At 62.6% G+C, this 13,400-nt stretch carries 10 protein-coding genes, 1 tRNA gene and 1 pseudogene; 3 read left to right on the top strand and 9 right to left on the bottom strand.

Features of this window, described 5'->3' with window-relative positions; translation table 11 throughout:
* Positions 1-248 precede the first annotated feature (248 nt).
* Entirely contained in the window at positions 249-524 is a 276-nt protein-coding gene (gene sciP, locus NKH12_RS23025) for a CtrA inhibitor SciP (protein ID WP_006203587.1), read from the bottom strand.
* 272 nt (positions 525-796) lie between these two features.
* Between sciP and mnmA the strand changes: the two genes are divergently transcribed.
* Positions 797-1,987 carry a tRNA 2-thiouridine(34) synthase MnmA gene (gene mnmA, locus NKH12_RS23030; protein ID WP_352955245.1) on the top strand — a complete coding sequence of 397 codons (1,191 nt, stop codon included), beginning with the start codon at positions 797-799 and terminating at the stop codon, positions 1,985-1,987.
* 48 nt (positions 1,988-2,035) lie between these two features.
* On the opposite strand, the gene NKH12_RS23035 is transcribed toward mnmA, so the two are convergent.
* Positions 2,036-3,001: a Gfo/Idh/MocA family protein gene (locus NKH12_RS23035; RefSeq protein WP_352955246.1), complete on the bottom strand. Its 966-nt coding sequence runs from the start codon at positions 2,999-3,001 to the stop codon at positions 2,036-2,038.
* A 345-nt stretch (positions 3,002-3,346) separates the two neighbouring features.
* On the opposite strand from NKH12_RS23035, the gene NKH12_RS23040 reads away from it, so the two are divergent.
* Positions 3,347-3,423: transfer RNA gene (locus NKH12_RS23040), tRNA-Met, on the top strand.
* Between the two features lie 741 nt (positions 3,424-4,164).
* Here NKH12_RS23040 and NKH12_RS23045 read toward each other — a convergent pair.
* From NKH12_RS23045 to NKH12_RS23075, 7 genes and pseudogenes are all read right to left on the bottom strand, one after another.
* The gene (locus NKH12_RS23045) at positions 4,165-5,130 is read right to left on the bottom strand and encodes an ABC transporter permease (protein ID WP_352955247.1); all 966 of its coding nucleotides are present in this window, start codon (positions 5,128-5,130) and stop codon (positions 4,165-4,167) included.
* The gene (locus NKH12_RS23050; RefSeq protein ID WP_352955273.1) at positions 5,127-6,098 is read right to left on the bottom strand and encodes an ABC transporter permease; all 972 of its coding nucleotides are present in this window, start codon (positions 6,096-6,098) and stop codon (positions 5,127-5,129) included. Before NKH12_RS23050 ends, NKH12_RS23045 begins: the two co-directional genes overlap by 4 nt.
* A 26-nt stretch (positions 6,099-6,124) precedes the next feature.
* Complete coding sequence (locus tag NKH12_RS23055; protein ID WP_352955248.1) at positions 6,125-7,660, bottom strand: sugar ABC transporter ATP-binding protein; 1,536 nt, start codon at positions 7,658-7,660, stop codon at positions 6,125-6,127.
* 91 nt (positions 7,661-7,751) lie between these two features.
* Complete coding sequence (locus tag NKH12_RS23060; RefSeq protein WP_352955249.1) at positions 7,752-8,735, bottom strand: ABC transporter substrate-binding protein; 984 nt, start codon at positions 8,733-8,735, stop codon at positions 7,752-7,754.
* Between the two features lie 73 nt (positions 8,736-8,808).
* Positions 8,809-9,476 (bottom strand): annotated as a pseudogene (locus NKH12_RS23065) (SDR family oxidoreductase).
* Positions 9,466-11,106: a GMC family oxidoreductase gene (locus tag NKH12_RS23070; RefSeq protein WP_352955250.1), complete on the bottom strand. Its 1,641-nt coding sequence runs from the start codon at positions 11,104-11,106 to the stop codon at positions 9,466-9,468. Before NKH12_RS23070 ends, NKH12_RS23065 begins: the two are co-directional and overlap by 11 nt.
* Positions 11,099-11,860 (bottom strand): FCD domain-containing protein, encoded by a 762-nt coding sequence (locus tag NKH12_RS23075; RefSeq protein ID WP_352955251.1) that lies wholly within the window; start codon positions 11,858-11,860, stop codon positions 11,099-11,101. The genes NKH12_RS23070 and NKH12_RS23075 overlap by 8 nt, the downstream gene beginning before the upstream one ends.
* A 282-nt stretch (positions 11,861-12,142) precedes the next feature.
* Between NKH12_RS23075 and NKH12_RS23080 the strand changes: the two genes are divergently transcribed.
* A complete protein-coding gene (locus tag NKH12_RS23080; protein WP_352955252.1) occupies positions 12,143-13,237 on the top strand; it encodes a mandelate racemase/muconate lactonizing enzyme family protein in 1,095 nt (364 codons plus the stop codon).
* The last annotated feature ends 163 nt before the right edge of the window (positions 13,238-13,400 follow it).

Here is a 13,400-nt window from a genome sequence, read left to right on the forward strand (position 1 = left end):
GCCGCCACCGGTCAATCCAAGCCGACCAAAAGACCGAGCCTCTCCCAATCAGATGGCCTTCATATATGAATAACTTTCCCCGGACAGCCCTGCGTAAACGGGGAGAAATGCACGGCAGGGCAATGAGGGCGGCGCGACGGTCGAAACAAAGTCGCCCCGGCCAAACAGTGCTTGCGCACCACGCGCCATGCTGGCGCACACGCAAAAAAGGCGCGGAGTTCCGCGCCCTTGTCTTCTTCAAACCAGCCTTAATGCCGATATTGCTGGATGCGCGTCGTGCGCAGCCCGGCAAGGCCATATTCGTCGATCGACGCCTGCCAGGACAGGAATTCCTCGGTGGTCAGCTTGTAGCGCTGGCACGCCTCTTCGAGGCTCAAAAGCCCACCCCGTACAGCCGCCACCACTTCCGCCTTGCGCCGGATAACCCAGCGACGTGTGTTCGTCGGCGGCAGATCGGCAATCGTAAGGGGGCTGCCGTCAGGCCCGATAACATATTTGACGCGCGGTCTAACAAGATCGGTCATCGTACTCTCTACTAAAAACTCAAAGACCCAATCCCCACCACATTACCGCCACAGCTTTAAAAATTGCCTAAGCGAACCCTAATGGCTAGGTAAGGATCATGAACGCCGCGTTAGTCTTTTCGTCGGCATTTGAGACATCTGCCCGCAAGCGCCGGATCCGTTCAAAAAATCGGCTGGTTCGCGAAGCTGGCGCACCCGGAAAGCTTGACCTATATTCCTGCCATTGGCATTCAAGCGCCCTCATCCAGGGCGCCGTGCAGAACGAAAGAACCATGAACAGCCTCGACCTTCCCGGACGTCCCGAAGATACCCGCGTCGTTGTCGCCATGTCGGGCGGCGTCGACTCGTCGGTCGTTGCCGGTCTTTTGAAGCGCGAAGGCTATGACGTCGTCGGCGTCACGCTGCAGCTCTACGACCATGGCGCGGCAACGCACCGGGCCGGCTCGTGCTGCGCCGGCCAGGACATTGACGATGCCCGCCGCGTCTCCGAGACGCTCGGCATTCCGCACTATGTGCTCAATTACGAGGAGCGCTTCCGCAAGGCGGTGATCGACCCCTTCGCCGAGAGCTATGTCGCCGGCGAAACGCCAATCCCTTGCGTTTCCTGCAACCAGACGGTGAAATTCGCCGATCTGCTGGCAACCGCCAAGGAACTCGGCGCCGACGCGCTGGCCACCGGCCATTACATCCGCTCCGGCGCCAACGGCGCCCACCGCGCACTGTACCGGCCGGTCGACGCGGACCGCGACCAGAGCTATTTCCTGTTCGCCACCACGCAGGCGCAGATCGATTATCTGCGCTTTCCGCTTGGCGGCCTGTCGAAGCCGCAGGTTCGCGCCATCGCCGAGGAAGTGGGGCTGACGGTCGCCGCCAAGCAGGACAGCCAGGACATCTGCTTCGTGCCACAGGGCAAATATTCCGACATCATCGCCAAGCTGAAGCCGACTGCTGCCAATCCGGGCGACATCATCCATATCGACGGCCGCGTGCTCGGCCGCCATGAAGGCATTTTGCGCTACACGATCGGTCAGCGCCGCGGCATCGGCATCGCCTCGGGCGAGCCGCTCTACGTCGTCCATCTCGACGCCGATCGAGCCCGCGTCGTCGTTGGCCCGCGCGAGGCGCTGGAGACGCACAAGATCTATTTGCGCGACATGAACTGGCTGGGCGACGCTGCGCTGTCAGATATCCCGGCGGCCGGGCTGGAGCTTTTCGCGAAGGTCCGCTCGACACGCCCGCCGCGCCCGGCCGTGCTGCATCACAACGCCGGGATCACTTCGGTGGAACTGGTCGACGGCGAGTCCGGCATCGCGCCCGGCCAGGCCTGCGTGCTCTATTCCGACGACGGCAACGAGGCCCGCGTGTTCGGCGGCGGCTTCATCGAGCGTTCCGAGCGTGGCGCCGAGGCCGAGGCGATGCTGACGCGGCTGGCAGCCCGCCCGGCGCAGATTCCCGCCGAATGATCCCGATCCTATCGGGATGATCAGGCTCTAACACAGCGGCACTTTCTCTCAGGGAGACGATCCGGTGTGGGTAACCGTGCCAGCGGTCAGGATACGCAGCACCCTGATGGCTTCCTCGCCGCTGGTGCGCGGTTCTGCCCGTGTCTCGATGCACTGGATGAAATGCTCGAGCTCTCGCGTCAGTGGCATGCCCTCGCCCACCGCCACATAGGACGGCTCGTTGGTGGTGAAAGCCCATTGGCCGCTGTCTTGCCATACCGCGTGGCGGTAGACGGCGAGCTTGCGCTCCCACGGCTCGACATCGTCGAACACCGCCATCGCCTTGGTGCCGACCACGGTCAGCCGCCGTTCGCGGTAGGGATTGAGCCGCGACGCGAAGAGATGGCTGCGCAGACCGTTGGGAAAGCGCATGTGCAGATGCGCGAAATCGCTGAGATTGTCGAGGAGCGCTGCCCCCTCGCCACGCACCTCGATCGGTTCCGTGCCGGTGATGGCGAGGATCATCGACAGATCGTGCGGCGCGAGGTCCCACAGCGCATCGTTCTCGGTGTGAAACTTGCCGAGCCCGAGCCGGTGCGAATGGATATAGCGGACCTCGCCGAGCTCACCATTGTCGATCAGCGCCTTCAACGTCTCGAAGGCTGGATGAAAGCGCAGCACATGGCCGACCATGAAGACGCGGCCATTGTCGGCCGCCGCCTTCACCGAGCGCTCGGCATCGGACACCGTCAGTGCGATCGGCTTCTCCACCAGCACGTCCTTGCCGCCCTGGACGGCGCGCACCGCCATATCGGCGTGGAACTGCGGCGGCAGCGCCATGACGATGGCATCGACGTCGCTGCGGACAAACAGCGCCTCCGGCTCGATCGCCAGGCAATCCTGCTCACTGGCGAAGCCTTCGGCGCGGGCAGGGTTGACGTCCGAGACCGCGTGCAGCGCGCCGAGCGCCTTGAGGGTGCGGATGTGGTTGCTGCCCCAGTATCCGCAACCGAGGACTGCAATGCGCGGTTTCATCAATTCCAACTCTAGAATTTCGTGGCCGAGACATAGCGGCGCGCCCCGCCGAACTCAACCCCGGCATTTCTGTGCCCAATTATCTGCCCGGCAATGCTTTCCGGCCATTAGAGCGACGTGCGTCCGCTTGGACGCACAAGGTACACGTCTCAAGACGGTGAACCTTCGCATGGTTACGGAAGATCGATTCCGATTTTCGCAAAGCACGATGCGATAGAATGTGCCGGCATGCCGGCTGCATCGATGCTTGACAGGCTTGGCGTCCCAACCTTATATCCGCCCGACCTTGGCGAACGCTTCGACCTGCCGTCTGATTTAAGACGGATTCGGACCCTTCGCCGCCCTGGCGGGGTAGCTCAGTTGGTTAGAGCACGGGAATCATAATCCTGGGGTCGGGGGTTCAAGTCCCTCTCCCGCTACCACTCAATTCTCCCAGAACGTTCTCTGCGTAGACTTGGTCGCCCCGAAACCCCGCAGAACAGCAGGCCCTTCGGCCGAAAGCTGGGGACTGCTGCTGGTAGTGAAGGTGCCTTTTTGCTCTCTGTCGGCCCATATTCTCCAAAGCTGGGGAGTGCGCCTTTTTAGTCCCTAGCTTTCCGCCATTGAAATCACAGGGTTTTCCGGCTCGAAAGCTGGGGATCGTTTGGTGAAATGCCGCTAGGCGGAGAACACACAAAGCAAACCAATCGGTGACCAATTGGTCAGCCGCTTCGACCTAGGAGCCGGGGTCCGGTGCCGAACTTCAAATGTCTGGAATGGGGCCGGGAGCAGTAGGTCCGTTTGTGGTCGGGGAAGAACAATTAGCGGACCTTCAACCTCCAACGTCCGATGTCGTGAATTGACCCGAAGTAGACGCCGGCCGCTAGAATGCGGCCTCTGGCTCTGATGTTGGTTGACCGGCTCTGCTGGAGGCGCCGAACCGTCCTGAGTGTCAGGTGTCGAGCAACCTAACGTGAATGCTGAGTAAACAGCGTGACCTCGTGCGTTTTTGCTACAAGCCGCCGCCACAGGAACGGGCTTTTTACACCGTGCTGACCCATTCTTCTCCGCCGACGACTGAACTCTGAAAGGTCACCACTCTACATGTTCATCTGCAGCAATGACATCAAGCAGGATGTTTCAGGCTCAATCCTGTCTCACTTTGGGGCTGCCAACGTGTAACCTCATCGTTCGACGCCTCCACGCGTGAGCCGCGCCTGGAGAAGCACCACGATAAGAAGGAAGAGCCCGCGCACGACCGATTGCCAGGCGGCGGATAGCGAAATCCATCCCTTGCCGTTCTCGAAGTTCAGAACGTTGAAGAGAATTCCCAACAACAGCACGCCGGCGAGCGTGGTGACGACGGAACCGCTGCCGCCTGAGAGCAGCGTACCGCCGACCACAACCGCGGCAATCGCGAACAGCTCCCAGCCGACCCCTTCTGTCGGCTGGCCCGCGAAGCCCAGAGCCGCGAGCAACACCCCCGCTAACCCCGCGAGGCTCCCGCTGGCGAGATAGACAAGGAAAGTGACGCGCGCGACCGGAAGTCCCATTAGGCGCGAGGCGTCCTCGCCCCCTCCGATGGCGAGCACGGTACGCCCGGTGGCCGTGTAGTTCAGGATAATCGAGCCAAAGAAATAGGCGACGATCGCTATCGCTGTCGGAATCGGCACGATCCACATCGATCCCATGCCGACGTGCATGAAGCCACTGGTGGACGAAATCGGCACGGAGGTCTGGTTGGAGAGCAGCAAGGCAGCGCCGCTTGCCGCCAGAAGCGTGGCCAAGGTCGCGATGAACGGCATGATGTTGGCCCGGGTGATCAGGACGCCATTGACGGCGCCGACCACCAGCCCGACGCCCACTCCCGCCGCGATGCCAGGTACGATGCCATAGTGGCTGGCAAGCGCCGCTGCGACGCTGCCCAGTGCCGCAGTCGAGCCGACGCTTAGATCGATTCCCCCTGTCATGATGACGAAGCACATGCCGAGCGCGATCAATGCGAACATGGCGTTGTAGCGAATGACAGTCGTCACGTTGAAGGCCCCGAGGAAATTGTCGTAGCGCCACCAGCCGAAAAGAATGAGCGCGGCGAGCGCGATCAGCACGCCGTAGGTCCCGACCAGCCGAGCGAGGCGCGCGCGATTCATGCGTCGCGCCTTTGCTGCTGCAGCCAGACCGCAACCACGATGATCGCGGCCTTGACGATGAGTGCCGCGGCGTCGGGGACGCCGTTGGCGAGCAGCGTGTAGCGCACAAGCTGGATGGTCAGGGCTCCCATCAGCGTGCCCAGGATGGTGGCTCGGCCGCCGGTCAGAAGGGTACCGCCGACTGCGACCGCGGCGATGGCGTCGAGCTCCATGCCGAGGCCGACGAGATTGGCATCGCTCGCCGAGTTGATGGCGATAATAACCAGTCCCGCGACGCCGGCGCAGAAACCGGAGATCGCATAAACGGCGAGCTTTGTCCGCTTGACCCCAATCCCCGCGAGCTCCGCAGCACGCTCGTTTCCTCCGGTGGCGAGGATCGAGCGGCCGAACCGGGTCCGCCGCAGCATCCACGCCGCGAGGGCTACCAGCACGATCATGACGATGACCTGGACCGGAATCCCAAGCGGACGGCCCAGGCCGATCCACTGGAACTCCGGCACCTTGAAGACCTGGAGATTCGAGTTGGTCAGTGCCTGAGCGATGCCACGGCCAGCGATGAAAAGGACAAGTGTAGCCACGATCGGTTGTATTCGAAACTGCGCTATTAGCCAGCCATTGAACAGGCCGCACAGCGTCGCGGCCAGCACAGCCGCCACCATCGCTACCGCTACGGCAAGCGCGACATGACCGCCGAAGAGGGGGCTCAGGAAGATCAGCGGTGCCAGCGCGCCGGCAATGGCCATCATCGACCCGACCGACAGATCGATCCCGCCTGTGGCAATGACCAGCGTCATGCCGGTGGCTACGATGACGATGGTGCAGACCTGCGTCAGGTTGACGTTGAGCGTCTGCAGGGTTGCGAAATTGCGGGTGAAGGCGAGGTTGAAGAGGATGAGCAGGACGAGCGCGATCAGCGTGCCGTAGCGGGCACCGAAGGCGATCAGCGAGAAGCCCCCGCTCGCGTTCAGACCGGACCGGCGTCGAGCGACCTCGGTCACGGCCGCGTCTCCTCGTGGGTGATGTGCCCCTGCGCCATCGCTGCAAGGATGTTGTCGTCGGTGATCGCATCGTCCGTCAACTCAGCGACAGTGCGGCCATCGCGCAGCACGAAAACCCGATCTGCGCCTTCCGTCACCTCCTCCAGTTCGGAGGAAATCATGAGGACGGCGATTCCACTGTCGGCAAGCGAACGGATGAGGCGCTGGATCTCGCCCTTTGCGCCAACATCGATGCCGCGAGTCGGCTCGTCGAGAATGAGGATATCCGGGTTCATCGCCAGCCAACGGGCCAGCAGAACCTTCTGCTGGTTGCCACCGGAGAGCTCGCGGATCTTCTGGTCCGGACTGGAGCACTTGATGGCCAGCTCCTTGATGAAGCGTTCCACGATTTCGCGCTGCCGCTCTTCCTTGACAATCCCATACGGGCTGATGCGCGGGAGCAGCGCCAGGGTGAGGTTCTCGGCGACGCTCATCTCTGGGACAATGCCTTCGAGTTTGCGATCCTCCGTGACGAAGCCCAGCCCCGCGTCGATGGCGTCGCGCGGATGGGTCGGTGAATATGGCTCGCCGCTTAGCGACATGCTGCCGGCGCGCGGGCGGTCCGCCCCAAAGACCACGCGTGCGGTTTCGGTGCGGCCGGCGCCCAGCAGACCCGCGAAGCTTGCGATCTCACCGCGCTGAAGCGCGAAGCTGACGTCGTGCACCGCCTGGCGGGTGGCGAGCGACGTCGCAGTCAACACCGTCTCCCCGCCGGCGTCGCGCGCGGGCTTCCGGAATGCGGTCGCATGGCCCTGCGCCTTGCTGACGTCACGGCCGAGCATTGCCGAGACCAGTTCGAGCTTTTCGATTTCCGCCATCGCGGCCGTTCGCACCGTGCGTCCATCGCGCATGATCGTAACCCGGTCGCAGACCTCGTAGAGTTCGTCGAGCTTGTGCGAGACGTAGACGACTGAAACGCCTTCCGCCTTCAGCTGGCGGATGACCTTGAACAGCACCTGGACCTCCTGCTCGTCGAGCGAGGAGGTGGGTTCGTCCATGATCACCAAGCGTGCCGAAAAGCCGATTGCGCGCGCGATGGCGACCATCTGCTGCGTCGCCGTGGAAAACTCCATCAACGGGCGCCGCACGTCGAGCTTGATGCCGAACCGACTGAGCAGACGCTCGGCGTCGTCATGCATGGCGCTCCAGTCGAGTAGGCCGAAGCGGCGCTTTTCGCGTCTCAGGCAGATGTTTTCCGTGAGGCTCCGCATCGGCACCAGGTTGATCTCCTGGTAGATGGTGCTGATGCCGCTTGCCTGCGCACGCTGAGGCGACGTTACCTCAAACGGCGTATCCTGAAACAGGACTTCGCCCCCGTCGCGACGGTAGTAGCCGGTCAGCACCTTGATGAGGGTGGACTTGCCGGCCCCGTTCTGTCCGATCAACGCATGGACCTCGCCAGCCGCAACCTCGAGCGAAGCCTGCGTCAGCGCCGGGATACCGGTGAACCGTTTGTCGATGCCCCGCATGGAGAGCAAAAGGCCGTCAGGCATCGGCGATTCCCCCAGTCAGAGCCAGTCAGAACGAGATTCAGCAAGGATAGAACAGGCCACTCGCCGGAGCCAGCGGGCGGCCTGCTTCATCTCAATACGCGGAGCCGATCAGCTTGGCAGCGTTCTCGGGCGTGTAGAGCTCGTCGGGGTTTATGAGCACTGGCGGGATCTGGTCGCCGTTTGCATAGGCGACCGCCGTGTCGAACGCCTTCGGACCGAAGCGCGGGTTGCATTCGACCACCGCCTCGACCTTGCCGTCGACGACGAGCTGGACGATTTCCTTGCCGCCGTCGATCGAGAACACCAGGCAGTCGTCACGACCGGCCTTGCGGCCAGCAGCCTCCAGCGCTGCGATGGCGCCGATCGCCATCTCGTCGTTGTGGGCATAGATGACATTGGCTTCCGGGTGCGCCTGCAGCAGCGTCTCGGCGACCTGACGGCCCTTGTCGCGCGCGAAGTCGCCCGACTGCGAGGCAACGATCTTGTAGTCAGGGTGCTTGGCAATGACGTCGTCGAAGCCTTTCTTGCGATCGTTGGCCGGCGAGGAGCCCACGGTGCCTTCGAGCTGGATGATCGTTTTCTTGTCGCTGCCCATGGCGACCAGATAGTCGGCGACGCGCTGGCCTTCCTCGACGAAGTTCGAACCGATGAAGGTGACATAGTCCTCCCCGGGCTTGGCCAAGCTCTGGTCGACGTTGCGGTCGAGCAGGATGACGGGGATGTTGGCCCCCTTGGCCGCCATGATGGCCGGGATCAGCGGCACTTCCTCGCGCGGGGCGAGGAAGATTAGGTCGACCTGCTGGGCGATCATGGAGTTGACGTCGGCGACCTGCTTGGCCGCCGAGCCTGCGGCATCGGTATAGACCAGCTGCCAGCCGCGCTTGGCCGCCTCGTCCTGCATGGACTTGGTCTGGGCCAAACGCCAGGGATTGTTCGACTCGGTCTGGGCAAAGCCAACCTTATAGGTGTCCTTTTTGGCGAGCGGCGGGGCCGCAGCGAAGGCGCGGCTCGCGAACGAGGCAGCGGCGGCGGCCGCAGCCGACGAAATTAGTAGATGGCGACGAGTGATCTTCATGACGTTCCTCCCATTGGGCTTTGGTTGTTTGTATGCACGTTCGACTGCAGTTGCCAGGCACTTCCTCCGTTGTTCAGTTGATGGCGAAGCCGCCGTCGACGGGCAAAGTGAGCCCGTTGAGGGTGCCAGCGGCATCGCTTAGAAGGAAGAGGATGACCGCGGCAACGTCCTTGGGCTGTAGGAACCGGCCAAGCGGAATGCGGTTCAGCATCGATTGGGCCTTCGCCGCGTCGCTCCAGGCCTTTTCGGCCATCGGCGTCAGCGTCACCGTCGGGTTGACGCAGTTGACGCGGATGCCTTGGCGGCCGAGTTCGTTGGCCATGACGCGGCTCAGCGCGTCGAGGGCTCCCTTGCTGGCACAGTAGGCGGCGTGGTCGGCCCAGCCCATCCAGGCGGCGTTGCTGGAGACGTTGACGATGGCGCCGCCCAATCCCCTGGCGATACGGTCGCGGGCATATTCCTGCGCCACGATCATGGGAGCGCGGGTGTTGACGGCGTGGAGATGGTCGAGGCTTTCGGTGCTGGTCTCAAGGAACGGCTCGAGGATAGTGGTGCCGGCATTGTTGACGAGCAAGTCGACCGGCACGGCGCCGCGCACGGCGCCGCGGGTCGCCTCCGCATGGGCGAGATCGACCACGATAGTCGCGCCTTGGCGCCGTGCTCGGCCAGCATGACGGCGGTGGCACGGCCGATGCCCTTGCCGGCCCCGGTAACCAGCACCGATTTGCCCTCAAGCGACATGTCGCTGCTCCTGTCGCTGAGCTTGCAGCACGAAGGTGGCGCATCGATCTCCCAGCATCATCGCCGGCGCGGCCGTGTTGCCTGAATTGATGTTCGGACAGGCTGACATGTCGGCGACGCGAAGGTTATCCACTCCACGAACCCGCATCGCCGCATCCAGGACAGCCATCCGGTCTCCGTCAGCGCCCATGCGCGCCGTACCGGCTGGGTGGTAGTTTGTCTTTACCATCTTCTTGCAGTGCGACGCGAGGGCTCCGTCGCCTAAATTGTCCGGTTCCGGCCTCAGGATCCGGTGGATGCGGTCGCCAAGCGGCGGGTTCTGGAAGGCGCGCAGGAAGAAGCGTTGTCCGGCAATCATCGTTGCCATGTCGTCCGAGTGCTTGAGCAGATGCGGCGAGACAATCGGCATGGCGGCCGGATCGGCGGAAGCCAGTTTCACAAAGCCGCGCGACTTCGGCTTGGTGACCACCGTAGTCACTGTGACACCATAGGTGGGCTTGATGAGCTGCAGCAGGTCGCGGTCGAGATAGACGAAGGGAACGCAGAAGGCCTGGATCGTCGGCTCGGCGTCCGGATCTAGCGGGTTGATGAAAGCGCCGGCCTCAACGCCTGCCGAGGTGACTAAGCCCGTACCGAACAGCTTTAACTGGATGCCGTGCATGAGCATGCGCCAGCCGCCGGTGTGCGTGAAGTAACCGTAGGGTCCGTTGCATGTCGCAAGGATGGGCACTTCGGGGTGGTCGATCAGGTTCTGGCCCACCCCCGGCAAATCGGCCACGACATCGATGCCGTGCGCTGCGAGCTCGTCGGCGGGCCCGATGCCGGAGAGCATCAGCAGCTTCGGCGTCACCAGCGCCCCTGACGAGACGACGATTTCGCTGTCCGCGAAGGCTGTGCGCTCGCCGGCGCCGTCATTGTAGGTCACGCCGACCGCGCGCCTGTTTTGGATCACAACCCGGTGGACAACGGCATTGAGCTTGACGGTGAGCAGCGGGTTGCTGCGAAGAGGCTCAATAAAAGCGTAGGCGGCGCTGCTGCGCTTGCCGCGCCGGTTCATGAATTGGTAGAACCCAACGCCGCGCTGACTCTCCCCGTTGAAGTCGGGCGTGAAGGGAACGCCAAAACCCTGGACGGTCTGCACAAACCAGCGCGACAGATCGTCGATGTGACCGGGATCGGAGACGAGCAGCGGCCCGTCGCTGTTGTGACGCTCGCCGTAGAGCCGGTTGTTGCCTTCCATTCTGCGGAAGTGAGGCAGCACATGCTGCCAATCCCAGCGCACGCCGGCGTTGTTGCCGCGCAGCAGGCTGTCCCATTCTTCGTAGTCGGATGGCCGGCCGCGTATATAGACCTGCGCGTTCACCGACGTGCCGCCGCCTAGCACGTTGCCCTGGCTGATCTCGTGAACGCGGCCGTCCAGATGTTCCTGCGGCGTCGTCCTGTGATACCGCATGAACTTGCTGCCGTTGATCATCTTGAAGATGCCGGGCGGCATGTCGAGCAGCGGATGACGGTGCGAATGACCGGCTTCCAGCAAAAGGACGCGCCGGCCCGCCTCGACCAGCCGCGCAGCCGTGACGCAGCCCGCGGCACCGCCTCCGACGACGATGTGGTCGTAGGTCTCACGCATGCGATCGCTGCGCCTCGTCTACGGCCGGGTCGACGAATGTACCGCGCACATACTCCCAGGCAGCCCCCAGGTGGTTCTGCAGCGCCCGTTCGGCGGTGTCAGGATCGCGCTCGACGATAGCTTCGAATATATCTCGGTGGCTTAGATAGTTGATGCGATTGCGGTCCGGGGAGCGAAGCATCCGCTCCCAATGCGGCGCGAGCCAGGATGTGAATGCCTTGTGCACGGAAGGGAATACAGGATTAGCCGGCACCTCGTAGAGTACTGCGTGAAAGGCGACATCGGTTACATAGAAGCGCTGTGAATCCGCGATGGCCTGCTCGTTCGCCGCGAGGGCGGAACGCAGGGCTGAAATGTCCTCTTTACGGGCGTGAAGAGCTGCCTGCCGGACCAGCGCGGCCTCGATGAAGACGCGGGTTCCGTACAAATTCTTGACGCCTATGTTGCTACTCAGCAGATGCGATACGATCCCGCCGACCGCTGACAGAGCGGCATCGTATCCGGGTCGGCGGACGACCGGGCGGAAGCGGTGTCGCGCCTCGATCAACCCCTTGCTTGCGAGGCGGGCGACGGCCTCTCTGGCGACCGTTCGGCTGACGCAATATTCGGCCATCAGCTCACGTTCGGCCGGCAAGAACGAACCGTCGGGCAGTTCGCCGAGTGAAATGCGCGACTCGATGCGGGCCACCACCGCATCCGCCGCGGAGGTGGCGGGGGAAACGATGTCGGGCGAAAGCTTCACCTCATTCAGCATGCGCATTCCTGCAGCTTCACGAGCCCCTTTGATCCACCAGTTCCAACCAAAGCGCAAGGCGATTTATATTTTTAGTCATACCAAAAATCCAACCGGCGCTTTGCCATTGACTAATGCTGGAAATCGCGTCTTTCTGACGCCGATTTCGTCAGACCAAACATAGAGCCTGGCGTGCGTGCAATGCTCTCAAAACTGGCCGGAACTGGAGCAGTGGCGATCGACATGATCGTCAAAAGTGCGCAGGAGACTGTTTCTGAGAACCGAGGATAGGAGCCAAGGAACGTGAGCACCAGCATCGCAGACGTTCGCTGCCAGCTTTTTCGCGTGCCGCTAAGCCATGCGATGGGCGACGCCAAGCACGGCATCCATACCCATTTCGAACTCGTAACCGTCACCATTCGACTTTCAGATGGCAGCGAGGGTACCGGCTACACTTATACCGGCGGCAAAGGCGGTCGCGCCATCCAGGCAGTAATCGAGTACGATCTGAAGCCCTTTCTGATCGGCAAGGATGGCGCGGCCATCGACGCCATCTACGACGGCCTGTGGTGGCACATCCACTATGTCGGCCGTGGCGGCATCACGGCGTTCGCCATGTCGGCGGTCGACATCGCGCTTTGGGACCTGCGGGGAAAAGCCGACGGCAAGGCACTGTGGCAGCTGGCCGGCGGCGCCGGCCGCACGGCCAAAGTCTATCGCGGTGGCATTGATCTCAATTTCACGCTCGACCAGCTTCTCTCGAACGTCACAAGCTATCTCGACGCCGGCTTCACGGCGGTGAAGATCAAAGTCGGCCAGCCGACGCTTGAGGAAGATGTCCAGCGGGTCACCGCTGTACGCGACCTAATCGGACCAGAGGTCACCTTCATGGTCGATGCCAATTACGGGCTTGACGTGCAGCAGGCGATCGCCGCCGCGAGAGCTTTCGAGCCATTCAACTTGCTCTGGTTCGAAGAGCCGATCGAGCCCGATGACTATCTTGGTCATGCCGAAATAGCAGATGCCACCGGGATGCCTCTCGCCATGGGGGAGAATCTCCATACAATCCACGAGTTCAGATACGCTTTGGCGCAATCGAAGCTTTCCTATATCCAGCCTGATGCCAGTAATTGCGGGGGGATCACCGGCTGGTTGAGAGCGGCCGCATTATTCGGCCCTGCAGGAATTCCGGTCTGCAGCCATGGGATGCAGGAGCTACACGTGAGCCTGGTTGCCGGCTGCCCGAGCGACGGCTGGGTGGAGGCGCACAGCTTTGATATTGACCAGTATACGACCCGGGCTCTGATGGTCGATCAGGGGCAGGCGGTTGCTCCGGACACGCCTGGCACCGGCGTCACCTTCAACTGGGAAAAGCTCGCGCCACACGCGATAGCGTGACTGTTGGTAGCGCAAAAGCTCGATTCTACTCCTCGAATGCGGTCTGCACGTGCGACGCCCAGACAAACTATTCCGTCGCTGAGGCGACAACACGCTTAACCATTTATCCGCCGGCACGTGGCAGCAGGAAATCTCAGCGCTCTTGGCAAAGGCCGGGCGAGGA

The organism is Mesorhizobium sp. M1322, from assembly GCF_040318085.1.
Lineage (GTDB): Bacteria > Pseudomonadota > Alphaproteobacteria > Rhizobiales > Rhizobiaceae > Mesorhizobium.

Bases quoted from the DNA above. Each gene is read 5' to 3' on its own strand.
- NKH12_RS23070 (WP_352955250.1), bottom strand. From the start codon at position 11,106: ATGCGTGAGACCTACGACCACATCGTCGTCGGAGGCGGTGCCGCGGGC.
- NKH12_RS23035 (WP_352955246.1), bottom strand. From the start codon at position 3,001: ATGAAACCGCGCATTGCAGTCCTCGGTTGCGGATACTGGGGCAGCAAC.
- sciP (WP_006203587.1), bottom strand. From the start codon at position 524: ATGACCGATCTTGTTAGACCGCGCGTCAAATATGTTATCGGGCCTGAC.
- NKH12_RS23060 (WP_352955249.1), bottom strand. From the start codon at position 8,735: ATGAAGATCACTCGTCGCCATCTACTAATTTCGTCGGCTGCGGCCGCC.
- NKH12_RS23075 (WP_352955251.1), bottom strand. From the start codon at position 11,860: ATGCTGAATGAGGTGAAGCTTTCGCCCGACATCGTTTCCCCCGCCACC.
- mnmA (WP_352955245.1), top strand. From the start codon at position 797: ATGAACAGCCTCGACCTTCCCGGACGTCCCGAAGATACCCGCGTCGTT.
- NKH12_RS23045 (WP_352955247.1), bottom strand. From the start codon at position 5,130: ATGAATCGCGCGCGCCTCGCTCGGCTGGTCGGGACCTACGGCGTGCTG.
- NKH12_RS23055 (WP_352955248.1), bottom strand. From the start codon at position 7,660: ATGCCTGACGGCCTTTTGCTCTCCATGCGGGGCATCGACAAACGGTTC.